Source organism: Pseudobacter ginsenosidimutans (assembly GCF_007970185.1).
Classification (GTDB): domain Bacteria; phylum Bacteroidota; class Bacteroidia; order Chitinophagales; family Chitinophagaceae; genus Pseudobacter; species Pseudobacter ginsenosidimutans.
This window is the reverse complement of the sequence record NZ_CP042431.1, coordinates 7,006,246-7,031,069: the sequence shown is the minus strand read 5'-3', so window position 1 is coordinate 7,031,069 and position 24,824 is coordinate 7,006,246. Positions and strand designations below refer to the sequence as shown.

Below are 24,824 nucleotides of genomic sequence, written 5' to 3'. Positions count from 1 at the left end.
GGCAGAAAAATATTATGGTTTGAGAATCACTTTTACGCAGTTGTCTTCTTTTTTCTTGAAAATATCATAAGCGTAGGATGCTTCAGTAAGAGGGAGCTGATGACTGACAATATCTTCCAGTACTACTTTTTCTTCGGTCACCAATTGAAGGAGCTGATCGATGTAATTCTGTACAGGCGCTTGTCCAAGTTGGATGGTAATGCCTTTATCGAAGATTCGGTGAACGGGGAAATTGTCATACGGACTACCATAAACGCCAACTACTGTTACAATGCCTCCTCGGCGGACGGCTTCAAAACATTGTTCCATTACTTTAACGGTGCCTTTTTCGAAATTCAGTACAGCTTTTGCTTTTTCGAAAAAGGAACGATCTGCTTCGGTGCCTACGGCGTCTACGCAAACATCTGCACCACGGCCTTCAGTCATGCTGCGGATGGCATCGATGGGATCCACTTCATTTGGATTGATCGTCTCCACCTTATTCAAAGTTCTGGCCCTTTCCAGTCTGTATTCCAGCGGATCAATGGCAATCACTTTTCCTGCACCCTGAAGCCAGGCTGCTTTCTGTGCCATCAGCCCAACCGGGCCGGAGCCGAAGATGGCAACGGTTTCGCCGCCTTTGAGCCGCGCCCAGTCGATTGCTGCCCAACCGGTAGGAAATATGTCTGTAAGGAAAAGCACCTGTTCATCGGAGAGGTGGTCGGGTACTTTACGTGGACTAAAATCTGCATAAGGAACACGTACATATTCTGCCTGTCCGCCAGAGTAGCCACCATACAGGGCCGTATAACCGAAAAGGCCTCCGCCTTTTCCTTTCATCATATCGCCCTGCGGCCCGTAATGGTCGGGATTGGAGTTTTCGCAGGCAGTTGGCAGGTGATGGGAACAAAAGAAGCAATGGCCGCAGGCGATGGGAAAGGGCACAACAATGCGGTCGCCGCGTTTGAAGTTCTTAACACCCTTTCCGGTTTCCTGTACGATCCCCATGAATTCGTGACCCATTACCAGGTCTTTCGTTTGTGGAAAGAAGCCGTCATAGATATGCAGGTCAGAGCCGCAAATTGCGGTGGAAGTAACTTTGAGTATGATGTCAGTAGGATGTTCAATGATTGGGTCCTGAACGGTATCAACGCTGATATCGCCAGGTTTGTGGAATACTGCAGCTTTCATGAAGATCAATTTGGGGAACAGCAGCAAAAACCGTCCATTTAAAAAAATGGTTGGCCTCAAATTAGCTATGGGGGCGGATAATGGAGGAAGGATACTGTACAGGGAATCGGTGAGCAAGGAAATCTACAAAAGCAGGCAGTTGCTTGAAACTGGTATCAGGCGTTCAAATTCCTGAAGCTTACCAGGTTCTGACCGGAAAATAATTCAAATAAAAAGGAGCGCCTCAATGGATGAGACGCTCCCTGTACAGTTTGAAATATAGGGTGGATCTAGTTTGCGAAAAGTACATTGCATGATACTTCCCAGAAATCTTCATCTTTTTTGAGGAAGAAGGGCGTTTCGCCCCATGCTTTCATGGGAGCGAGGTAAACTGTAAATACTTTCTTCACGGGAAGCGGATCGATGCCAGCCGGCGCAAAGGCATAAGTTGAATACGTAGTACCACCATAATTAAGGAGTGGTTGGCCTGTTTCATGATCGAAGAATTCAAATAAGTACGAGTAGTCGGTCAAACCTTCCGGAACGCCATCGGGCAGTAGCTGGTATTCGCCACCATTCACGTCGTTGGCAATATCGTATATCATACCAATTTCTTCTCTCACTTCATTCCAGTCTTCATCAAAATAAGTGATATACATTTTTACATCCACTTTGCTGAATGGAATAAGATACTGTACATAATTAGCTATTTTCAGTTTTATATGACCTTCCGGAGCAGCTTCTTCCTTTTCCTGTGATTTGGAATCGATGAAGGTTACGGGTGATTCAAGTGTGGGTTGGAACAAAGTATGGGTTTCTTCGGAACCTGCTTTGACATCGATCGTTTTTTCCAGTACTGTTTTTCCGGTGCGGATATCGTAGAATTCAAATTTTCCCTCACCTTCCACTACTTTGATCTTCTTAAGGAACACGTCCCATTCAATCGGATACCCGTTGTATTTCGCAGCAATGAAGATTCCCTGTCCATTATTAGCTAACGCTACTTTGGTAGCATCGAAACTTACTTCAACAAAGTCTTTGAAAGTTTCCACCTGTTCTGCTTTCTGGCAGGATCCCAACATTACAGTAAGCAGCAGAATCCAGTAACTGAGCTGTTTTATTTTGTACATGATTTTATTTTTTACTAGAATTTGTAAGTGGCGGTGATGCTGAATCGCTGACCTTCCTGCCTGCGGTACATGATGATGTCGCCATCAGATTTACTGTATCCGTTGTTACCTTTTACTCGATCATATTTCAATACGCCGCTGCCATCATTGGCAGGCAGATAGCCCTGTGCATTCACGTAATAGCGGGTCCACTCATTCAGCAGGTTGGCAACATTTACTTTCACTTCCATTTTTTTCTTCAGGAAACGGCCATATAACTGGAAGTCCAGTAGTTTGGGCGCCAGCTCGTATTCAATGGCAGAAGGATCTTTCATGATCAGGTTGGAACGGTAACCACGATGATTGTAGCTTACGGTTGCGCCGAAAAGTTCTCCCCAGTAACCAAGACCAAGATTCAATAACCAGGGTGATTGCCCCAACAGCGGGCGGTCCATTCCTGGTATCCGGTCCTTGAACCTTTCGATCTTGCCATCAACGGTTCTGAATTCCCAGGGACCTTCATAGTTGACAGTCGATTTCAGCAGTGTACCATTCGCATATACGAACAGGTCAGATAACCAGGATCTGTCGGCTACGAAAGAAAGGTTCTTGCGCACTTCCATTTCCAGTCCGTAGTTTTTGGCGGAAGCCATATTGGCGAAAACATAATAGCTGCCATCCTGGAAAGAAGGGTGGTTCACCAGCTCAATTGGTTTGTCGAGATACTTGTAATACCCGGTTAAGGAAATGATCTCACCAGGACTGGGATACCATTCCAGCCGGAGATCGATATTGTCTACCATCGTAGACACAACATCCTGTCCGGATACATTCGCATCCAGTTCATAATCATAAAAGCCGAAAAAGGAAGTTTCCCTGAAATCCGGACGGATAGCGGTTTTTGAATAGCTGGCCCGCAGGTTCAATGTATTGGTGAAACTGTATGTGGCATTGATCGAGGGCAACAATTGCCAGTCCTGCTCTTTTGCTTCTTCCTGGAATTTGAGGTAATCAGGGATTTCGTTGCCAAATTTTTTTCGCAATAATTCAGTCTGTCTGTTACTGATATCGTAATATTCAAGTCTTGCTCCGTATACCAGTCTGAGTTTGCCAAAGAGCTTTTGGTCGGCCATGAGATACATGGAGTGATTGTTCATATCGCCGTCGAATATATTTCCACCGATATTCTCTGCATAGTAGTACGCTTGTCCCGTACCTGCGCCCACATTGGCGGGATCGAGCAGTACTTCATAAGGCATCTCGATTTGGGGCAGCAGCTCTCCTCCTTTGGCAGACCTGGTCATGGGTAACATACGGAACACTTCCAGAGCGCGTTGTTTTCTCCAGCCCTGGTAACCCATTTTCAGGATGGTCTTCATCTTGTTTCCTTTTCCGAATGATCTGGAAAAATTAGCAGCCCAGTTGAAATCCTGTTCTTCGATCTGCGTCCACATTCTGGAGTCCAGCGCCACTGTGTTGTTAGACCATCCTGAGTGCTGCAGCAGGTTGGGATTTTGGAAATAATATTTGTCGCCCAGTTGAGCAGTGAGCCTGTACTGGAATTTTCTTTCGTCCAGGATCTGCTGACTGATCTTATTGTAAGCAAATTGGCCTTCAAATTTGATCCCTCCGGGAAGCTGGTATTCACCAATAAGCTGGTGTTGCTGAAGAGACATGGCCTCGGGCAGCTGATACACTTCTTTGCGCATCTTATGCGTTTCATCCCGGTAATCCAGTCGCACCGCTTCATTGTAATTATTGCTGTAAGTACGGGCATACATATTCTTCAGGGCAATTTTGAATTTCTCACCCTGCAGACCGAGATTGCCTACCAATCCGCTGCTGCTGTTGAAACGGTAAGAAGTTCCGGCGCCGTTTTGTCCGTATTTCGGGCTGTCTATATAATCCCTTTCAAAACTCTGTCCACGTACATTATTGAAGTGGATAATGTTTTGTTCGTTCCTCAGGTTGGTGCTGGTGGAGAAGCCGAATTGCAAATTATTTTTCAGCTTGTACACGCGGCCCATTGCAATACGATAATTCTGATTGGGTGAGCCTTTATATTTTTGTAGTTTCAGTGGATCTGCGCTCAGTTTTCCCGATTGCGCAATCGCGTCCAGATCGTTGTATTTCAGGTTGGGGCTTTCGAAGTTGAGGGACCAATCATCGAGTACAGGATCATTGCTTACGCCCGGAGGTGCATCGAGCCTGACGGCATCATTGTTCCAGTACCAGGGTATCAATCCTTCTGGTTTTTGGGAGGATTTATCGAAGAAGCCGAAATACTCGCTGCTCTTGCGTTCTCCCAGCTGGTAAAAATCCTTCCCGGTGGTTTGGCTGTTGCCGCCGGTGCCGATGGTGATGGTGGTGAAATTCTGTGAAGGGATATCCAGGGTATTGATGGATACCTGCCCACCCGAAAATTCCGAGCTCATATCCGGTGTGGCGGTTTTGTTCACTACAACATTGCTCACCATTTCAACAGGTATGATGTCAAATGAAAAATTCCTTCTGTTCATGGATGTACTGGGGATCACCACACCATCGAGCATTGCCTGGTTGTACCTGTCAGACATGCCGCGAACGATAACATTCTTATTGTCTACAGTAGTCAATCCGGAAACCCTTTTCAGCACCTGTCCCATATCGTTATCAGGCGTACGGGCGATCTGTTCGGAACTGATACCGTCTGTTACCGTAGCTGCATTCTTTTGCCTGGCATAGTGCGCATTCACACCTTCTTTCCTGGCGGATGATTTCACTACTACGGCAGCGAGTTGTCCTTTATTCCTTTTCAGGGTTATACTGAGATTGGTAAGTTGACCTTCTTTCACTTCCACTCCGGAAATGATCTTTTTCCCATAACCGACGGAAGAAACCTCAGCTTCGTATTTGCCTTTGGGTAAGGAAATGGAAAAGGTACCGTCAGCAAGACTGGTAGTGCCTTTGTTGCCGAAACGAATACTGACTGCTGATACAGCTTGTCCATTTTCTTCGTCGATCACTTTGCCGGTTACACGTCCCGGTTCTTTTTTCAAAGGGATGAAAGGGAGTACAGCGATGGAAATCGATTTCGATTCGATGCGGTAGGTAAGGAATCCGTCTTTGCGCAGAATGTTCAGCGCCTGCTCTACAGACAATTTGCTGATATCAGGTTTGGATATTACCGATCTTGTTTGCAAAGCTTCAAAATCGTAGAGGAATTTGTAATCGGTCCATTTCTTTTCCAGTTCCCGGACGATGGTTCCCAGATTGCCTTTATCGGCTGTCTGTGCCAGTCCGCGAAGGGTAGGGGCGAGGCTCAGGCAACAGATAATCAGGAATCGAAATCCCAAGCTGATTAGTTGCTGCGTTCTTTTGATGCGCATTGGTTAGGTTGATTTTAGTTTATGCTAAGTGATGTAAATAGTTTTCCTGTACCGCACTCTGTGAGGCAGTTTCAATATCGTCAGGTAGTTGCTTTAATAAATGACTATGCTGCCATCCTGGTTTTTTCTGTGCTTCAATTGATGAACGAATAACAGCCTGTTCAGTACAGATGATATATTTCCCTGCAGGGAAAGTGTTCCCGAGAATTCTTTTCCGGCGATGCGTTTGCTGATCCTTATATTGGTCCTGTAATGATCCTGCAGGTAGTGAATAATGGATTCCAGTTTTTCGTTTTTACAGTTTATCTCCTTTGTCTTCCATGCGATGGCATATGCAGAAACAGGTGTAGTCCGGAGTGTACCGGTTTTCAGGTCATATTCCCCGGATTGCCCGGGACTCAATATTTGTGAAGGCATACCGTTTGACTGAAGCGAAACCTTTCCCGTGAGCAAAGTAACATTGGTGCAGGAACTGTTGCTGTTGATGGAAAAGGAAGTACCCAGAACCACAGTGTTGAGTTGTCCGGTACTCACTTCAAAAGGATGCGCCGGATCATGCGATACATCAAAATATGCTTCACCTTCCAGGACCAGTTTCCTGTTTTGAATGAAGTTTGAGGTATCCAGTTTCAATATCGCGTGTTTGTTAAGCCAGATCTCACTGCCATCTTTCAGTTTCAGGTAACGAATGGATTCGCTGTTGTTCCTTATTTCTGCAATGGTATGTGAGGTGTTGATGATAGAAACTGGTTTCAGCAACAGGTAAATACCTGCGCCAATAAGAATTACAGGTATTAGCACAGCTGCTATCCGGAGCAACCACCTATTGTGCATCCGGTAAATTTTGTCGGCACTGCCTGGTTGTAATTGCTGAATAAGATTTCTGTACATTTTTTTCGACTGTTCTTTTCCGGGATGGAATTCAATTCCAGTCTCGGGTAATTCTTCCTGCAGACCATGCCGGAGGAAGTATTGTTGCATTTCCTCTTTTTCTTCAGGAGTTGCTGTGCCTGCAAGGAAACGGTCGATAAGTTTATGAATATGATTCATTGGAATGGAATGCACTCTTTATAATAACACCGTAGCAGACCTGCGATGGTACCACGGCAGGAAATGAGTTTACAATTTGGTAACAATAAAATGGAAAACTGGAATTACAGAAGACTGGTGAAAGAGTGGAGGAATTGTTGTGCAGCGATCTTCCGGACTTTTTTCACAGCCTTTCCCAAAAGGTTCTTAACGGTTTGGCGGGAGATCTTCAGTTCGGCAGCGATCTCTTCGTGTTTCGATTGCCGGAAATACTTCATTTCGAAGATCTGCTTTTGCCTTTCAGGAAGTGATGCCGCTGCCGATCTTACCAGTTCTTCGAAACGCAATAACTGTTCGGAATGGTTAGAATTGTTGTCTGGAAGGCTTTCCACTTCAGAAAGTGCTTCTTCGATGGAGATGGCGGTTGATCTTTTTCTGAAATGATCTACCAGCAATGCTTTCGTTATAAAGAATAATAATCTTTCCGGAGTTTCGGGTTGAATGCAGGTTTTCTGGTAATGGTTCCAGAATTTGATGAAAGTTGTTTGTGTGATCTCTTCGGCAATGAACTGGTCCTTTGATTTCTTGTAGGCATATGCATACAAGCTGCGGTGGTGCTGCTTATACAGCCTGGTGAAATATTCTTTGTCCGCAGAAGTACTGGAAAGCATACATTTTACTTGTGTGGCAAAAGTAGCTTTCGGGTGTTAAGTTAATGTTATGCTGTATGAGCCTGCCCATTGGCAAAATATTCTACTATCGGTTAGTCTTTGACCACACCCCAGTAATATGAGAAATCTGGACTTTCGCGCAAATAAATCTGGACTTTTAAACAAACCAGCCAATAGTGGGGCGGGGCTACTTTTGTAAAAAAATACAATGCAGACGAATATTAATACTACAGTGCTGGTGACCGGTGGGTCTGGTTATTTGGGTGTTCAGTGTATCATTGGTTTACTGGAACAGGGATATACAGTGAAAACGACAGTCCGTTCACTTTCGAAAAAACAGAACGTGATTGATTCTCTTGCTGCAGGCGGCATCACTGATATCAGTGGCTTGCATTTCATAGAGGCTGATCTTACGGCGGATACCAACTGGGAAAATGCAGTACAGGGTTGTACCTATGTTTTGCATGTTGCTTCTCCTTTTTTAGCCGTCGATCCCGAAGATGAGAACGAGATCATTATTCCTGCCAGGGATGGAGCGCTCCGGGTATTGAAAGCTTCACGAGATGCCGGCGTAAAGAGGCTGGTACTTACTTCTTCATTTGCTGCTATCGGTTATAGCATCGATCCGAAGGACCATGTATATACTGAAAATGACTGGACTGATCCAAACACGCCTGGTTTACGCGCTTATATTAAATCGAAGACCATTGCAGAAAAAGCAGCATGGGACTTCATTTCCCGGGAGGGCGAAGGCCTGGAGTTGACGGTGATCAATCCAGTTGCGATCTTTGGACCGGTTCTGGCGGGTAATTATTCTGCCTCTGTAGAGTATGTGCTGAAAGGAATACTGAACGGAACGATCCGGGATACGCCTCCGTTCACATTCAGTGTGGTGGATGTGCGGGACACGGCCGATATTCATCTTCGCGCCATGACGCATCCTGCTGCGAAAGGCGAACGTTTCCTGGCTAGCTCCGGAGAGTCCTTCAGTTTCTATGATGCAGCCCAACTGATCAGGAACGAACGTCCTGAGAAGGCCGGATCTATTGCGGATTCCCTTCAGCAGATCGATGGAGCCCTGTACCTGCACCTGTCGAATGAAAAGGCAAGATCAGTGCTGGGCTGGCATCCGCGATCAGCTAAGGAAACATTACTGGCTACAGTGGATTCACTGTCCGCATAGCATTCGAATAATCAATTAATGCGAAATGGAACATCCGGTTGTGCATTCCTGTTACCTGGGCATGGATATTTCCCCCGAGCAATTGATATCTGAGCATTTTTTCATGCATATCCTTGAAGGGACAATAGTTGGATATGATGGAGGCAGGCAATACCGGTATGAAGCAGGTGATACCTTCATTGCCCGGAAAAATCACCTGATCCGGTATACGAAGATCAGGAAAAAGGAAGTATTCAACAGGATCGTGATCGCATTTGATGAGACGTTCCTTCGTTCTTTTCTGGAGAGGAATCCCTATGCCTCTGGTGTTTCTGATCAGGAAGATTCGCTTTTGACTGTTCGAAGCAGTGGGAGGATTGAAGATTTTCTCCAGTCGTTGCAGCCATATTATGAGGGCGATCAAATGGTTGATAACGGTGTTGCACAGCTGAAAAGGGCGGAGCTTCTGCAAATTCTTTTGGAGGAGGATCCCCGGCTTGCAGATGTGTTTTTCAATTTCAGTGACCCTGAAAAAGTGGACATGCAGGCATTCATGAATCGTAATTTCAGGTTCAATATTCCGCTGGAACGGTTTGCATTTTTGAGTGGCAGGAGTTTGTCTGCTTTCAAGCGTGAGTTCCGGCATCTTTTTCATAAAACGCCCGGCGCCTGGTTAACGAGAAGGCGACTGGAAGAGGCCCATTTCCAGATCAGACATGCCAACCGGAGCCCCAGCGATGTTTACCTGGATGTGGGGTTTGAGAATTTGTCGCATTTTTCTTTTGCCTTCAAAAAGCAATTCGGGAAGTCTCCGCAGGCGCTGGTGAAGGAGCGTTAGGCGAATGATATGTGGTTGTTGAAAAGAGTTCCCTGGAAGAATTATTTCCAAACGGGGTGGGAATGATCCCCTGGAAGCCGCATCCAGACTGTTTTTTATGCCTTCATAATTGAGCTTAATGCCTCAGCCTCTGCTATTAATGATGAATTTTTTTTCAAAATGTTTGCAAGAGATTTTGTCATTTTCAACAATGCCCCTACATTTGCGCCGGAGAGATGGCAGAGCGGTCGAATGCGGCGGTCTTGAAAACCGTTGACTGTCACAGGTCCGGGGGTTCGAATCCCTCTCTCTCCGCTGGATAACTTATCAAATCGTATTAAAGGGCTCATAAAACGCTGGTTTTGTGAGCCCTTTCTTCACTTCTCCCAGGAACATCTGATAACAAGTAAAAAGGTGGCAATTCGGTGCCATTGGGTTTCTCTCTCTGAATTTATGGCACACCGTATCAGTATTCTTTTCTATGCCTGAAATCCAGAAAGAACAAAGAGAAACTAACTCCGATCTATGTTCGTATTACTGTAAATGGCCTGCGTCCTGATCACTGTATCCACAGGTTAATCGATAACAGTAAATGGAGTTCAGATGCACAAGGTCCTTTATACAGAGGCTAAGATCTTTAAGCCTATTTATTTAGCTGTACGGGAAAAAGGTAGAATATAATAGTCCTACATCTTTTACAATCAACTTGTGTATATTCGCCTTAACTACATTTGACTGTATTTGATGCTGATACGTATATCGGTGCTAACCTTTAATTACTATTCCGGTGGATGGCGGTCCATTCAATAACGAGGAAGAACTCATAAGGCGTCTGAATGCTGGAGAAAGCGAAGCATATTGCAACGTTTATCAGCAGTTTTACCCTATTGTATTTATCCTGGCCAAAAAATATGTGGGAGAAGAACTAGCCCCGGATATAACTGCCGAAGTATTTATCCGGTTGTGGAATCAGACCAAACACTTTGAATCATTACGACATCTGCGCTCCTCTATACAAATAACAACCAGAAATTTATCCATAGATCATTTACGCCTTCGGAAAACCGAGGATAAGCATTATGAACAGCTCAAAAAGCTGGAAGAACAGGAGACCACTGACAGTTATCAACAGGAACTGATCAGGGCACGCGTGTATGGGTTAATCCTTGAGGAGATCGACAAACTCCCTGAATATTTAAGGGATGTTTTCAGGCTTGCCTATGTGGAAGGACTAAACAATGAACAAATCGGAGAACGTTTGAACCTGAAAGATGCTACAGTTCGTACCAAAAAGTCTCAGGCGCTTGACATGCTGCGCAAAAAACTTTCTGGTTTGGAGTTTGCCCTGCTTTTGGCGGTAATCTCCCCGCACTACTTCAATTAAAAAAGTTGGGAAATATCCGGTAACAATTTCTTCATACTCCCGTAATTAAGATATGTCTGATTCCGACGATATCTATTCTATAAGTCAACTGCTTTTCAGGTCGATGACCAATCAGCTGGATGCGACTGAGAGAAAGCAACTGAATGAATGGCGCAATGCTTCTTCAGAGAATAACAGCATATATGAAGAATTTCAGCGTGCTGATCTATGGCAGCAGGAATTAAGAACGCTATTGGATAACAGGCATAAAGTAGACCAGGCATTACTCAATGCCAATATTCCAATCAATGTGACTGTAGGGCCTGATACACGTGATGGGCGCATAGCGATCTTCAGAAGAAAATGGATCAGATACGCTGCAGCCGCAATACTATTGATTAGTGTGGGAACATATGTTTACAATATCAACCGGGCAGTGGTAAAGCCGGCTATGGTATCTAATAATGAACCAGAGCCTGTCTATGATAAGGCAAGACTCACACTCTCTGATGGTTCTGTTGTTCAACTTGACAGTGCCGGCATCGGAGTGATTGCAAAAGATGGTGAATCCAAAATTGTAAAGCTGGGAGATGGTCAGGTAAAATATGAACCAGGTTTAGCCGTGAAAAGCAACCTGTTGAATGAAATAGCCACATCAACTGGCAGTCAATACAAATTGACGCTGCCTGATGGCTCCAGGGTTTGGCTGAATGCTTCTTCTTCTGTAAAATATCCGGTGGCTTTTACAGGAGAGGAACGCGTGGTGTCGGTAACAGGCGAAGCTTTTTTTGAAGTGGCAAAGGATCCAAAGAAACCGTTTCGCGTAAAAGTGGGTGAAATGCTGATCGATGTACTTGGTACCAGCTTTAATGTGAATGCTTATGACAATGAACCACTGGTGAAAACAACATTGCTGGAAGGATCAGTGAAAGTGAGCAACAAAAAAGGAGCTGTACTGCTCTTGGTGAACCAGCAATCCCAGATGAAGCTGAACGAAGATCTTGTTATAAAGAGATCAGTTAATACAGAAGAAACGATCGCCTGGAAGAACGGCTATTTTTATTTCGATAAAGTAGAACTGCCCATTATTCTCCGTGAATTTGCGAGGTGGTATAACCTTGATGTGGTATATGAAGGTGCCATTCCTGATGAAAAACTCCTTATCATCTTAAAGCGGAGCAGTAGCCTGCAATCGGTACTGGGCGCTTTACAGATCAATAATATTGATTTTGCCATGGAGGGCAGAAAACTGATTATCAGATCCGCTGGATAATCAGATCAAATAACCAATCCTATCTGCAGCATGCATTGCTTACATGCTGCACATCATCCCATTTCAAGTAATGCTTTTAAAGACTTATTAGTATGAGAAAACTAATGCCAATCTTACTGCTATTTCTATGCTATGTACCAATGCGAAGCCAGGCGCAGGAAAATGAGCCCAGGGTTTCACTCTCCGTGAAGGATCAACCCCTCGATGGAATCTTCAAGATGATACAGGCACAAACCAGCCTGAATATCATGATCACGGAAAAAATGCTGGCAGGCACTAAAAAGGTTTCCATTGATGTAAAGGATATGCCGTTGTCAGAAGCGCTTGAATTGTGCTTAAAGGGAACTGATCTGACATTTACCATTTATGAAGGAACCATCATCATTAAGAAGAAGGACCCAAAGAACAACAGCAATTCCGGGAATAAAGATCCAGACAAAAATCCCATTATTACCGGAGTGATTACTGATCGGAACCGTACGCCTGTTCCTGGTGTAACGGTACGTGCAGAAAAGAAGAATACTGCAGTGCAAACTGACCAGAATGGTAAATATCTCATTGAAGTTGATCCGAAGGATGTACTTGTTTTTACGCATATCAGCTACAAAAAGGAAGTTGTTTCAATAAAAGGCCGGAATAATATAGATCTGACGATGGAGCTCGTTCAGGCTTCAATGAGTGAAGTAACCATTTCTACCGGTTATCAAAAGATTGAACAAAATACCTGACGGGATCTGTTACAAGATTAAAAATGGATTCCATCATGCAACCCGGTCTTACTACAGTTGATAAGATGCTGGAGGGGCGTGTGCCAGGCATGATCATGTTGCAGAATTCCGGACAGGCAGGTGCCGCTCCGAAATTACGCATCCGCGGTACCTCCACTATACTGGGTACAAGGGAACCATTATGGGTGGTTGATGGCATAGTACGGGTTGATCCGGTACCTATTTCTGCCAGCCAGATCAATGATCTCGATTTTGTAAACCTTGTTGGCAACGCTATATCAGGTATAAATCCAAATGATATTGAAAGCATTGATGTGTTGAAAGATGCAGCCGCCACCGCATTATACGGAGTAAGGGCCGCCAACGGAGTGATTGTGGTCACCACCAAAAGAGGAACACCGGGCCCACCTTCCGTCAATTACAACAGCAGTATCAGTTACACCCGCCGTCCGCGGTATACAGATAATGATGTGTACATGATGAACTCAGAGGAAAGGATAGATGTGTCCAGGGAAATGTTTGAAAAACAGATTCCCTTCGTAGGCACTCCTGAGGGCTACGAAAAAGCAGTGATAGATTATTTTGGCGGCAGGATTGACTATGACACTTATATTGAACGCATCAGAAGGGCTGAACAAATGAACACCGATTGGCTGGGTGCAGTAACACAGGATGTAGTGTCTTCCAATCATTCTCTGGGCCTTTCCGGTGGAAATCAACTCAGCCGGTATTATGCATCCGTCGGGTATACCAACGAGCGGGGGTGATCAAAGGTGAATATAACAAACGGTATACCGGCCAGGTAAATTTCGATCTCAATTACAGAAAGCTGAAGGCTCAGTTCAGTATTATGGCCAATAAGATTGACCGGCAGTATACGCCTACCGAAGTAGGCGTTATGAACTACGCCTATGCCACCAGCCGGGCCATTCCGTTATACAATCAAAACGACAGCCTGTATTATTTTGCCAACAGCAAGAACGGACAGATTGCCCCAAGGCCCAGCTTCAATATCGTAAACGAAATGAACCGTAGTGGCCAAACCATTAATGGCAGCGGTTATACTGCTACAGCCAATTTCAATTATGAATTGATGCAGGGGCTGCAACTGGAGGCTATTCTTTCTTACTCGGCAACTAACACGGAACAACGTTCCTGGTATGAAGAGCAAACCAATCATATGGATCTGTTGAGAGGCGAGGATCCAAATGATCCAACAAAAAATCGATATCCTTTCGGAGGCATATTGCAAACGCAGCATAACCGGCAAAGCGCTTACACTATACGCGGACAGGCAAACTACAGCCGTTTTGTTGACAAGGATAAAAAACACCTTATCACGGCAACATTTGGTAGCGAATTGTCTTCTACAAAAAATAGTGGTATAGTTCAATCAGCGCCTGGCTACTATCCTGAAAGAGGATATACTTTCGTCAGTGTCGATAACGTTGGGGACAGGTTTCCTGCCTATGCCCAATTATTGACCAGTAGCGAATGGGCGCCTGTTATTACGGAAGGGCTGAATAACCTGGCTTCCATGTATCTTACGGCCAGTTACATTTATGATGACCGGTATGTGCTGAGCGCCAATACCCGCAGTGACTTTTCAAACGCGTTTGGCACCCGCAGCAACGAAAGATTTCTTCCAACCTGGGGGCTTTCGGGCAGATGGAATATAGACAGAGATCTGTTGAAACATATAAGATGGGTGAATCAGGCATCATTACGTGTTTCTTATGGCACGCAGGGCTCGATGTTGCCGGGACAAACACCCTATACCATCATTCAAAAAGGACCCCTTGAAACATATTTTCAGGATTTTACTTCCCTCATTGTAAACTATCCAAATCCCAATCTTAAATGGGAAAAAACAGATGCTTATAATGCCGCGTTGGACTTTACTCTTTTTAATGCTAAGATCAATGGTTCAGTTACTGTATTCTACAAAAGAACAAGCAACGCATTTTTGACCAGAACCATTTCAGAAGTAAATGGCCGGAATTCTTATGTGGTAAATGGAGGGAATATAGAGAACAAAGGAATTGAACTGCTTTTCAACTTTACCCCCATCAATCAAACATTGGGAAGCAGCAATCAAAAATTCATCTGGCGTATCGATCCTCAGCTTGGTCAGGTTTTCAACACATTACTGAACAAGGCAATAAAGATTGAAGGAAAAGGATCATTGGCAGATGCTGCTACCAGGGATACCTATGCGAACTATCTCGCAGGTCAGGTTATACTGGATGGCAAAGCAGTCAACACCTTTTACTCCTACCGTTTTAAAGGGTTGAATCAAAAAGGGCAACCTGTGTTTTATGGCGCCGAGCCTGAAAATGCTGAAGAACTGATCAATCGCTATAATAAAATGAGCAATCAGGAATTATTGGGTGCGGTACTGGTAGAATCAGGCAAACGAGAACCCGTGCTGCAGGGAGGTATTGCGAATTATATTGCTTACGGAAGCTGGTCGCTGAACTTCAATGTCACTTACAGCATAGGCAATAAAATACGATTGCTGCAGATAGCTTCAGGTAATTATGGTGCCTATGCACCCAGTTCCCAGCAAAACTTACGCAAAGAGTTTGTCGATCGCTGGCGCTATCCCGGTGATGAATTAAAAACAACCATTCCTGGCCTTTACCCGCGCGGCCTCCCGGTAAACTGGTGGTCAACAGCTACAAAGTCATTTACTTCATTTGCGACCGATTATTACCAGATGTATGATAATTCAGACATCCGGGTTGTAAGTGGCGATTACATCAAATTGCAATCGGTTATACTGAACTATACCTGCGCGCCAGAATTGTGCCGGCATATGCATCTTAAAGCAGCCAGACTTAGTTTATCCGGTTCCAATCTATTCACCTGGGCCAGTAAGGATTTACGTGGGCAGGATCCCACTCAATCAGGCTCAAGTCCCAATATCAATCTGAGTATCCGGCCTGTGTATACATTTTCAATCAATGTGAGCTTTTAATAAATAATATAGAAATGAGAACAGTTACTACATTGGTTATTGCTGCGCTTATTTTAACAGGCTCGTCCTGCAAAAAATTTCTGGCGACCTATTCGCAAAACCAAACATTTTTACAATCTGTTGACGACCTGAAAGAAGTACTATTGGGGGAAGGATATGCTGCCAGGGGTCAGTTTTGGGGTAACCTGGCTTTCATGGATGATGACGCAGTACACAATCCGTCACCCTATAGCACCAGCCGGCTATTTGAACCATTTGGCATTCACTTTTGGCAACAAGTTCCGGAAGTGACAAGTGAAGGGAAATTATATAGTTATTATGCGGATACGTATGTCATGGCTTATAAAAAGATTGCAGCCCTCAACACCGTATTGTTTAATATCCCTCTTTTGAGAGAAAAAAATGCTCCGGAAGAAAAACTACGGCAACTATCAGGAGAAGCCCATGTATTAAGAGCTTACTACTATTTCTTATTGGTGAATATTTATGGAAAACCTTATCGTGCTGCCACCGCTGCTTCAGATTATGGCGTCCCATTGAAAATTAGCTCTGAGATACAATACACCCCCTTTCAAAGAGCCAGTGTTCAACAGGTTTATGACCAGATTGAAACTGACCTGCTCGATGCCGAAAAAGAGCTTAACGGGTTTAATGAAACATCAGTAGTAAGAGGCAACCAGGCACTGGCCCAAACTTTATTAAGCAGGGTATACCTACACCAGGAAAAATATGAAAAAGTGGTGACCTATGCAGATAAGGTTATTGCAAAACAATACAGGCTCAGCGATATGAATGCCTGGGTATCCGGCAAGCCATTTCTGACACGCGTATCTCCGGAGCTGATTTTTACTATAGGCGAGGCCAGAGATAATATTACCGATAAAATGAAAGAACTTTTTTCTTTTGTTTATGACATAGAAACTTACAAGGTTTCCGAAGATTTGCTGGGAATATTTTCTCAAAAAGACCTGAGATGGTCAGTCTATTTTAAGAAAGCGGGTAACGGCGATTTCCTGGCAAGAAAAACGGGTGAACAGACTCAAACTGATCTTGCAGATCTGGGCTCATTCCGCCTGCCGGAATTATACCTGAATAAAGCAGAAGCCCTCGCGATGCTGAACCGGAATGAAGAAGCTATTGCCACCATGCAGGAATTACGCAAATACCGGTTTAAGCCACAAGATCTTACTGCTATCGATCTAAGCGGAGCACCATTGATTGATTTTGTAAGAAACGAACGCCGCAGAGAGCTTTGTTTTGAATTTCATCGTTGGTTTGATCTGAGACGATATGGCGTGAACAGCAAGCATCCTTTTGGTAAAATCATCCGTCACCCCTCTATTGGCACAGATGGGATGGGGGGAGTTATGTGCTGGGTTATTATGAGCTTAAGCCCTATACAGAAGAGCCATCAGCTTATGTACTCTCTATACCAACCGCAGAAATTGAATTTGGCCAGGGAGTCATTACCAATGAGGCCCGCCCCAACCGGCCCCTGATACAATAGTTTGGATAACCAGGTATACATCTTTCAAATCCAAAAATGACTATATGACTGCAATAAAAAATGCCAATGGTTTCCTGATGTTTCTGTTGTTGCTCACCTTGATTGCCTGCAAAAAAGAAGCAGCGCTGCAACCAGGCAATAAAGAGGAATATCAGCTTACAATAAAAGACAATCCTTCAGACCCGGTAGATCATGCCATATACCAGTTTTACCAGGCTACTGGCATTCCAGTTTATTATAATGATACCATTGCGCGTGAAAAGGTGGGCGATACCGCCGGAGTACCACTTTATAAATACCACAGGCTGGCGATAGGATATTCTCCTTTAGGTACGCAGGTAAGCGTTTCGAGGGTATTGCTTCCCGATAAAACAGTGATGCTGTCTATGCTGCCCTTCCTGAAGGATAAGTTGTTGCCACAGCTGGAAAATGTATTTACCCTGCAAAGCCTGTTTGTGGTAAAAAGCTCGACGCAAAGATTATACGCAGGCTTAACCGGTAGAGCCAACAAACCTTTTCTGGGGTTTAATACACTAATGATAAATTATGTAAATCCCGCAGAATTGTCTGATTCCGCTCAAAGAAGATATATAGGAGCTGCGCTGGCGATCATTGCTTACATGAAGTTTAGGCCAGCCTATGCAAATGGATTGACAGCCGAATTCAATAAGATTAGTCAAAGTACTACTGCTGCTCCTGTTGTTTTTAACGTGGAACTGTCAACATTATCTCCGGATGGTAACGGAACACTGGAAGACTTCAGCTTTCTGCCTCTGCGTTTTGTACCCCAATTGGTATTGTTGGAAGGCCTTACACCTACGCCGGAAATGGATTTTCTGGCATATCTGGAGGCTGTGTTCTATTATAACAAGAACCCCTCGGCCGATTTCGAAACAGAGTATGCTGCATACCCGCCGATGATAAAAAAGTTCAGGTTGACAAAGAAAATCTTACAGGGAATTGGTTTCAGTATTTCAGACTAATGCCCCGCGCAAAACCTAACCGTACAATAAAAAGATTGAAAATGATATGCCCGTATTTCCCGCAACACTCAAAAGACCAGGGCGATGAGCGATTGTTCAATCAACTGATTGAAACATACGCACCATATCTCTTCGCAGATATAGTTGCAATCATCAAATGCAGGCATAGCGCTGCTGATATATTGCAGGACACCTTCCTGAAATTGTGGGCAAAGCGGCAAACAATCACTGATGAAAACCCCGGTGGGTGGCTCTACCGGGTAGCCATACATGCTGCCTACAAACACCTGAAAAAAGAAAGCAGAAAAAGAAAGCTGCTGAATGAATTCAACAGTTTCAGTGACCCCGATGGATTCACTGCAGAGAACTGCTTGCTCAGAAAAGAACAACAGCACCAGCTGAAAGATATTTTCACCCGCCTTCCGCAAATGCAGAAAAAAGTGTTCTGGCTGAGCCGTGAAGCAGGAATGAGCAGAGATGAAATTGCCAGCACATTGAATATCTCTCACAATACCGTTAAAGTACATCTCACCAGGGCTCAACGTTTCTTCAAAGAACAGTTGAGTGCCGTTGGGGTCTTTTTATTTTTTGCAGGGTTTAACATTTTTTGTTTTGGTACAGGTAATACCAAAAGCGGTTGGGAGGATATATACAATACAGAGGAAATTTACAAGATGCCATCTGGCGAAAATAAATACGCTCAGCATAACACTAACAAACCAGCGCTTTTTATGATTACTGATATAGCGTAAACAACTGGCAGCTGACCCTGCATATTTTTCAACAGAAGTCTTGATCTTATTTATGACTGATGGGTAACATCCCGCAGATCAGGATTGTATTGTTCAATATTTACAACAAAAAGCATGATACTTAAAACCGAAAACCTGTCTCACAAGTATAGCAGCAACTGGGCCATCCGGGATATCAATATTGAAATTGCGGAAGCGGGGATTATCGGATTGCTGGGATCCAATGGCGCTGGCAAGAGTACTACTATGAACATCATTTGCGGAACATTGAACCAGACTGAGGGAAATGTTTTCATCAATGATATCGATGTCAGAAAACATCCGATGGAAGCAAAGAAGCAGATTGGTTTTTTGCCGCAGACCCCTCCGCTGTACACCGATCTCACCATCGATGAATACCTGGTGTATTGCGCAGAGCTGAGATTAATGGATAAAACAAAAATAAAAGCTGCGGTTGCAGAAGTGAAAGAGCGTTGTGGCATTGCTCATTTCAGTTCCCGGTTGATCAATAACCTTTCAGGAGGATACCGGCAAAGGGTTGGCATTGCACAGGCCATTCTTCATAAACCCAAACTGGTAGTGATGGATGAGCCCACCAATGGACTCGACCCCAACCAAATGATCGAGGCCAGAAAACTCATCAGGGAAATCGCAGAAGAACATACCGTTCTTTTTTCATCACATGTATTATCAGAAGTAAACCTGCTTTGCAGGGAAGTGATCATGATTGAAGGTGGCAGAATTGTTTTTTCCGATTCTATGGACGCATTCAACAGCTATGCCCAATCAAATGCTGTAATCATACGAATGGTCAACCCTCCGGCAACTGCGGACATTCTCAAGGTCAACGGCGTAACGGAAGTGAATTTCCTTTCAGACAAGCAGGCCAGGGTCTTTTTTGAAGGCAATGAAGATGAAATTACCGCCAGGCTGGTGGCTGCCAGTGTGGCCGGTGGATGGGGCCTCAAAGAGATCAATCTAGAAAAAGGAGTGCTCGACGAAGTATTCAAACAATTGTCGAATACCGGAGGATAATATTCCCCCATCAAACAATTCATTTTCATAAATACCTGTCAACGGCTTTATTGCAAAAGTTGACAAGGCAGGTTTTTGCTCTGTTCTCAATAATGAGTTGCATCGAAACCAATAACCGATCAAAGAATGAAACGGATACTTACAATAGCAAAGAATGAATTAAGGAATCTCTTCTATACACCGGTAGCCTGGTTTACACTGATTGTATTCTGGTGGATGTGTGCGTTATTCTATACGATGCGTTTGGCCCGCATTGGTCCGCGGATGTACCATGCGGCGCTGGAGTATCCATATCTTCCCTTCTTCAATCCGGGGGCTTTAACAGAAGGGCTCATAACAAATCCTGGCGGAGGTATGTTGGCAAATGTGCTGCAATACCTCTATCTCTTCATCCCATTGCTTACGATGAACACTATCAGCCGGGAATTCAATGCAGGTACGCATAGATTGTTGTACTCGTCTCCATTGCGCATGCGAGAACTGGTGGCAGGCAAATTCCTGGGAGTAACTGTTTTCAACCTGTTATTTATCCTGGTGCTGGGGGCATTTATGATTACGGCCGCCTTCGATATCAAGTCTATTGAATACCCGTTGTTGCTATCGGCAAGTTTAGGTGTGTTCCTGCTGCTTTCTGCTTATGCCGCCATTGGTTTTTTCGCCTCCAGTCTGACCCGGTATCCGATAGTGGCGGCAGTGATCAGTTTCTCCTTCCTTATTATTCTGGGTAGTATCGACACCCTATGGCAGCAGTATGATTTTGTAAGGGACCTTACTTCGTTTCTTAGTTTGAAAAGTCGAACAGGCAGAATGCTGAAGGGCCTTATCACTACCAAAGACATTATCTATTTTCTAGTAATTATTTTGATGTTTGTTTCCTTTGCCTTGTTTGTATTGAAAGACAAAGTGAAGCAATCCCCCTGGTATTTTAAAACAGGGAGATTTCTTACTGTTTTTGTGCTGAGTCTTACTGCCGGTTACATTTCATCACGGCAAAACGCCATAGGGTACCTGGATGTATCTGCAGGAAAAACCAATACCCTGCATCCCAAAACACAACAGAATCTGAAATTATTTGATGGGGCGCCCATGGAAGTAACGCTCTATACAAACCTGCTGACACCCGAACCAAATGATCGTTTTGCTTTTATTGGTCTGCCTGCAAACATCAACACTTATTTAGGCATGTGGGAGCCGTACCGCAGGTTTAAATCAGATATTCAATTCAAACACGTTTATTATTATGCAGTGCCTCCGGGTGATAGTTCGCAGTACAAGGCCTTTCCGGGAAAATCCCTGAAACAAATTGCAGGGCTTGTTTCAAGGGCCATGAAAATTGACTCATCGTTGTTTATCGGACCGGAAGAGGTCCGGAAAATAATCGACCCCGGAATTTTCGGTTATGTAAGAGGCTCCAAAATTTCCTGGAAAGACAGCACTGTTTTTATCAACTTCTTTCCCAGCTCTACCGGAAGCTCCGTATTTACCAATGTGCAGTTAACCAGCGAACCTGCATTTAACGCAGCTTTTAAACGGCTGGCCGGTGAAAAAATGCCGCATATAGGATTTATTACCGGTGAGCTGGAACGTAGTATTGTCAAAACAGGCGAGCGCGAATATAGCTGGCTGAACAGCTTGCGTCCTTTGGGTTTTGATATCGATACCCTGAACCTGGCTACAGAGAACGTACCAGCGGATATGAATATATTGGTGCTGGCCGATCCCAAACGGGAATTAAGTGAGGAAGTGGTGAACAAACTGCACAGCTACATCGATGAAGGGGGGAATATGTTCATACTGGGTGAGCCGGGTAAACAATATGTGCTGAACCCGCTGTTACAGAAATTAGGCGTAAACCTGATGCCGGGTCAACTGGTTCGTCCCTCTTTTCATCAAACCCCCGATGCTGTACCTTATTATGAATCTCCCGCCGTATATGATCTTGGAGAAGAGTACAACCTTGCAGCATTCCGGAGGTTGATGAAATTCACCGGCCACCAGATTCCTTCCAGTGATACACAGGCCGCTTTGTTGTTTGGTGCAACCGGGCTTTCATACAATAAAGACAGTGACTTTACAGCAACCCCATTATTTCCTACAATACCGGAAAGAACCTGGCTAAAGATGGGAAAGCTGGTGCAGGATTCGGTACCGCCTGTATTTAATGAACAGGAAGGCGACCAGAAAGAAAATGCTTACAACACTGCCTTGCAACTAACCAGAAAAAGGAATGGAAAAGAGCAACGCATTGTTATTGCCGGCGATGCAGATTTTGTGAGCGGTTTGCGCCTTGGGCAAAACGGTAGACAGGATCGCGTTCGCGCCATATTCAGCTGGCTGAATTACAACCGTTATCCAGCCTACACCTTATTCCCATTCGCTGAAGACAACTGGCTAAAAATGACTCCATCCTGGGTAAAACTGGAAAGGCTGATCTATTTATGGATCATGCCATCACTGCTGATGCTTTTGGGCATCGTCATCCTGGTAAGAAGGAAAAGAAGATAAACGTTTTGACACCAGGCCGGGAAAGCCTGCACAAAATGTTCCGACTAAAATCTAACTGTTTCAAAAAAAATATAACGCAGATGCGATTAATCATCAGAATAGCTAAAAATGAAATGCGTTACCTGTTTTACTCCCCCATAGCCTGGATTGTGTTGCTCGCGTTTTGGGTGCTGATCGCATTGGATTATTTCAATCAGCTGCATGATATGGCCAATGTGCAGGAGATCATGGTAAAAAACAGCAACCCGAATTGGACTTGGTTGCCGCGATCTGTTACCGGCATGCTGTTCGGTAGGGTGTATCAAACCGCCGTATCCTACCTGTATCTCTTTATTCCCTTGCTCACCATGGGGTTGATCAGCCGTGAAAAGAATGCAGGTACTATCAAATTGTTGTATTCATCCCCTGCAGGCCTTCGACAGATAGTGTTTGGAAAATACCTGGGGATCATGTTATATCTGCTGATGTTGGTGACCATCGTTGGCATTGTGATGATAATGGGAGTGATGGATATCCGGAAGGAAGATTATGGTTTGTTCATTTCAGGCCTGATTGGATTTTATTTATTGTGCTGTGCCTATTCAGCTATCGGGATGTTCATGTCAGCAATTTCTATTCATCCGGTGATCTCAGCCATCAGCACTTTTATGATCATATTTGTGCTGGACAGAGTGGGGATGCTCTGGCAGCAATACGATTTCATCAGGGATATCACCTGGTTCCTTTCTCTACAGAACAGAACACAGAAAATGATCTTTGGCTTAGTGGTTACCAGGGATATCTTTTACTTTCTCCTGATTACATTCATCTTCGTGAGCTTTACCATCATCAGGCTGCAGTCGGGGAGGGAATCAAGGTCATGGTATATCAAGACCGGCCGTTACGTACTTGTTGTGGTTGTGGCATTGCTGACCGGCTATTTAACTGCAAGACCTGTGCTGACGAAATACTGGGATTCAACAGCTAACAAAGGCAATACGATCCCCCCGGAATTACAACAGATGCTCAGGACAATCGGAGACAGCAGTTTAGAAGTAACACTGTATGTAAATATCCTGAGCAGAACATCCACCTTCGCTCTTGGCATGCCGGAGAAGCGTAACCCCAGTTACCTGACACATTTTTGGGATCAGTACCTCCGATTCAAGCCTGATATCAAATTCAAATACGAATACTTCTATGATATAGATCCGCAAACTTCAGACAGTGCCTGGTTTGATATTTATCCCGGCAAGACCATAAGTCAGATCGCGCTTAAAGTGGCAGAACGGCATGAGTGGGATATCAGTCAATTCAAAACTCCGGAGGAAATCCGAAAGATAGTGGACCTGAAAAAGGAAGGCAACCGGATGGTGATGTTATTGAAATATAAAGGTCGAACAGAAGTTGCCCGTACCATGAATGATACCGAGGGCTGGCCTGACCGGGATAATATGGCATCGGTATTGAAACGGCTGCTGGAGCCGGATAAGATCTCAACCATTTATTTCCTTACAGGGAATTTGGAACGTGATATCCGCAAGAGAGGCGACCGGGGATATTATGATCATACAGATAAGAGTATCAGGTCATCTTTAGCGAATATGGGTTTTGATATAGATACCCTGAACCTGAACACCCAGGATGTTCCGGGTGATATGGCCACCCTTGTACTGGCTGATCCGATCATGGATGTAAGTACCGGAGTACAGACGAAAATAAAAAGGTATATAGACACTGGCGGTAACATGATGATCCTCGGAAAACCCGGTAAGCAATATGTGCTCAATCCACTGCTGCAGCATCTGGGCGTACAACTGTTGAATGGACAGATTGTGCAACCTTCCTATGACGAAACACCCGAGAAAGTGATTGCCCTTGCTGCCCCGGCTGTTGATTCGCTTTCATGGAGAACAGAAGGATTGTATGCTGTTGGAATGCCCTTCACTACAGGTGTTGATTCCATAGGGGGTAGCAGTTTTTCGGCTAATCTTTTGTTGTACACCGTGCCCAAAAAGACCTGGCTGAAAGCGGGTGAACTGATCATTGATTCTACCTTGCCAGATTTCAATGCACTGGCAGGTGATATGCAGCGGGAAACTTTTGCCACATCGTTACAACTAACCAGAAGTATTGGGAAAAAAGAACAGCGGATCATTGTTTTTGGAGGCGCAGATTTTATCAGCAACCTAAGAATTGCGCCGAATCTTGACTTTATCGAAGGTGCCCATAGCTGGCTTACCTATAATCATTTTCCTGTAGCATTAACAAGGATACTTCCTGTAGATATTTTGCTGACTGTATCCGAAAGGGGAGCCTATGTACAAAAGATTTTGTTCATATGGATTCTACCTGGCGCACTCCTGTTAGGAGGAACCATCTTATTGATCAGAAGAAAAAGAAAATAGAAATCT

General features: G+C 44.4%; 18 protein-coding genes and 1 tRNA gene. 14 read left to right on the top strand and 5 right to left on the bottom strand.

The annotated features are described in order from the left end of the window. Positions 1–12: 12 nt before the first annotated feature. The 5 genes from FSB84_RS27365 to FSB84_RS27345 all read right to left on the bottom strand — a co-directional run bounded on the left by FSB84_RS27365 (position 13) and on the right by FSB84_RS27345 (position 7,326). Positions 13–1,170 carry a zinc-dependent alcohol dehydrogenase gene (locus FSB84_RS27365; protein ID WP_130544157.1) on the bottom strand — a complete coding sequence of 386 codons (1,158 nt, stop codon included), beginning with the start codon at positions 1,168–1,170 and terminating at the stop codon, positions 13–15. Between the two features lie 269 nt (positions 1,171–1,439). Further along, the gene (locus tag FSB84_RS27360; RefSeq protein WP_130544156.1) at positions 1,440–2,279 is read right to left on the bottom strand and encodes a hypothetical protein; all 840 of its coding nucleotides are present in this window, start codon (positions 2,277–2,279) and stop codon (positions 1,440–1,442) included. A gap of 14 nt (positions 2,280–2,293) precedes the next feature. After that, on the bottom strand, positions 2,294–5,593 hold the full coding sequence (locus tag FSB84_RS27355) for a TonB-dependent receptor (protein ID WP_207234346.1): 3,300 nt from the start codon (positions 5,591–5,593) through the stop codon (positions 2,294–2,296). A 126-nt stretch (positions 5,594–5,719) separates the two neighbouring features. Then, positions 5,720–6,676, bottom strand: a complete 957-nt coding sequence (locus tag FSB84_RS27350) for a FecR family protein (protein ID WP_130544154.1) — start codon at positions 6,674–6,676, stop codon at positions 5,720–5,722. Positions 6,677–6,780: 104 nt separating this feature from the next. Continuing rightward, entirely contained in the window at positions 6,781–7,326 is a 546-nt protein-coding gene (locus FSB84_RS27345; protein ID WP_130544153.1) for an RNA polymerase sigma factor, read from the bottom strand. 208 nt (positions 7,327–7,534) lie between these two features. On the opposite strand from FSB84_RS27345, the gene FSB84_RS27340 reads away from it, so the two are divergent. The 14 genes from FSB84_RS27340 (at position 7,535) to FSB84_RS27275 (ending at position 24,818) form a co-directional block, all read left to right on the top strand. Then, positions 7,535–8,509, top strand: coding sequence for an SDR family oxidoreductase (locus tag FSB84_RS27340; protein ID WP_130544152.1), 975 nt, complete (start codon positions 7,535–7,537; stop codon positions 8,507–8,509). A gap of 25 nt (positions 8,510–8,534) precedes the next feature. Further along, the gene (locus tag FSB84_RS27335; RefSeq protein ID WP_130544151.1) at positions 8,535–9,326 is read left to right on the top strand and encodes a helix-turn-helix transcriptional regulator; all 792 of its coding nucleotides are present in this window, start codon (positions 8,535–8,537) and stop codon (positions 9,324–9,326) included. A gap of 209 nt (positions 9,327–9,535) precedes the next feature. After that, positions 9,536–9,620, top strand: a tRNA-Ser gene (locus tag FSB84_RS27330). Between the two features lie 472 nt (positions 9,621–10,092). Continuing rightward, positions 10,093–10,689 (top strand): RNA polymerase sigma factor, encoded by a 597-nt coding sequence (locus tag FSB84_RS27325; protein ID WP_158644153.1) that lies wholly within the window; start codon positions 10,093–10,095, stop codon positions 10,687–10,689. Between the two features lie 52 nt (positions 10,690–10,741). After that, a complete protein-coding gene (locus tag FSB84_RS27320; protein ID WP_130544149.1) occupies positions 10,742–11,941 on the top strand; it encodes a FecR family protein in 1,200 nt (399 codons plus the stop codon). Positions 11,942–12,033: 92 nt separating this feature from the next. Further along, a complete protein-coding gene (locus FSB84_RS27315) occupies positions 12,034–12,669 on the top strand; it encodes an STN and carboxypeptidase regulatory-like domain-containing protein (RefSeq protein WP_147122402.1) in 636 nt (211 codons plus the stop codon). 35 nt (positions 12,670–12,704) lie between these two features. Continuing rightward, the gene (locus FSB84_RS27310; RefSeq protein WP_158644152.1) at positions 12,705–13,436 is read left to right on the top strand and encodes a TonB-dependent receptor plug domain-containing protein; all 732 of its coding nucleotides are present in this window, start codon (positions 12,705–12,707) and stop codon (positions 13,434–13,436) included. Continuing rightward, positions 13,433–15,649 carry a SusC/RagA family TonB-linked outer membrane protein gene (locus FSB84_RS27305; RefSeq protein WP_147122398.1) on the top strand — a complete coding sequence of 739 codons (2,217 nt, stop codon included), beginning with the start codon at positions 13,433–13,435 and terminating at the stop codon, positions 15,647–15,649. Before FSB84_RS27310 ends, FSB84_RS27305 begins: the two co-directional genes overlap by 4 nt. A gap of 14 nt (positions 15,650–15,663) precedes the next feature. Beyond that, the gene (locus FSB84_RS27300) at positions 15,664–17,148 is read left to right on the top strand and encodes a RagB/SusD family nutrient uptake outer membrane protein (RefSeq protein WP_147122396.1); all 1,485 of its coding nucleotides are present in this window, start codon (positions 15,664–15,666) and stop codon (positions 17,146–17,148) included. A gap of 52 nt (positions 17,149–17,200) precedes the next feature. Then, on the top strand, positions 17,201–18,139 hold the full coding sequence (locus FSB84_RS27295) for a hypothetical protein (RefSeq protein ID WP_130544146.1): 939 nt from the start codon (positions 17,201–17,203) through the stop codon (positions 18,137–18,139). Between the two features lie 41 nt (positions 18,140–18,180). Then, positions 18,181–18,891 carry an RNA polymerase sigma factor gene (locus FSB84_RS27290; RefSeq protein WP_158644151.1) on the top strand — a complete coding sequence of 237 codons (711 nt, stop codon included), beginning with the start codon at positions 18,181–18,183 and terminating at the stop codon, positions 18,889–18,891. A gap of 114 nt (positions 18,892–19,005) precedes the next feature. Then, positions 19,006–19,926, top strand: a complete 921-nt coding sequence (locus FSB84_RS27285; protein ID WP_130544144.1) for an ABC transporter ATP-binding protein — start codon at positions 19,006–19,008, stop codon at positions 19,924–19,926. 126 nt (positions 19,927–20,052) lie between these two features. After that, positions 20,053–22,431, top strand: a complete 2,379-nt coding sequence (locus FSB84_RS27280; protein WP_130544143.1) for a Gldg family protein — start codon at positions 20,053–20,055, stop codon at positions 22,429–22,431. A gap of 80 nt (positions 22,432–22,511) precedes the next feature. Beyond that, positions 22,512–24,818, top strand: a complete 2,307-nt coding sequence (locus FSB84_RS27275; RefSeq protein WP_158644150.1) for a Gldg family protein — start codon at positions 22,512–22,514, stop codon at positions 24,816–24,818. Positions 24,819–24,824 lie beyond the last annotated feature (6 nt).

Bases quoted from the DNA above. Each gene is read 5' to 3' on its own strand.
- FSB84_RS27335 (WP_130544151.1), top strand. From the start codon at position 8,535: ATGGAACATCCGGTTGTGCATTCCTGTTACCTGGGCATGGATATTTCC.
- FSB84_RS27360 (WP_130544156.1), bottom strand. From the start codon at position 2,279: ATGTACAAAATAAAACAGCTCAGTTACTGGATTCTGCTGCTTACTGTA.
- FSB84_RS27275 (WP_158644150.1), top strand. From the start codon at position 22,512: ATGCGATTAATCATCAGAATAGCTAAAAATGAAATGCGTTACCTGTTT.
- FSB84_RS27350 (WP_130544154.1), bottom strand. From the start codon at position 6,676: ATGAATCATATTCATAAACTTATCGACCGTTTCCTTGCAGGCACAGCA.
- FSB84_RS27285 (WP_130544144.1), top strand. From the start codon at position 19,006: ATGATACTTAAAACCGAAAACCTGTCTCACAAGTATAGCAGCAACTGG.
- FSB84_RS27315 (WP_147122402.1), top strand. From the start codon at position 12,034: ATGAGAAAACTAATGCCAATCTTACTGCTATTTCTATGCTATGTACCA.
- FSB84_RS27340 (WP_130544152.1), top strand. From the start codon at position 7,535: ATGCAGACGAATATTAATACTACAGTGCTGGTGACCGGTGGGTCTGGT.
- FSB84_RS27290 (WP_158644151.1), top strand. From the start codon at position 18,181: ATGATATGCCCGTATTTCCCGCAACACTCAAAAGACCAGGGCGATGAG.
- FSB84_RS27345 (WP_130544153.1), bottom strand. From the start codon at position 7,326: ATGCTTTCCAGTACTTCTGCGGACAAAGAATATTTCACCAGGCTGTAT.
- FSB84_RS27310 (WP_158644152.1), top strand. From the start codon at position 12,705: ATGCAACCCGGTCTTACTACAGTTGATAAGATGCTGGAGGGGCGTGTG.
- FSB84_RS27280 (WP_130544143.1), top strand. From the start codon at position 20,053: ATGAAACGGATACTTACAATAGCAAAGAATGAATTAAGGAATCTCTTC.
- FSB84_RS27365 (WP_130544157.1), bottom strand. From the start codon at position 1,170: ATGAAAGCTGCAGTATTCCACAAACCTGGCGATATCAGCGTTGATACC.
- FSB84_RS27320 (WP_130544149.1), top strand. From the start codon at position 10,742: ATGTCTGATTCCGACGATATCTATTCTATAAGTCAACTGCTTTTCAGG.
- FSB84_RS27300 (WP_147122396.1), top strand. From the start codon at position 15,664: ATGAGAACAGTTACTACATTGGTTATTGCTGCGCTTATTTTAACAGGC.
- FSB84_RS27295 (WP_130544146.1), top strand. From the start codon at position 17,201: ATGACTGCAATAAAAAATGCCAATGGTTTCCTGATGTTTCTGTTGTTG.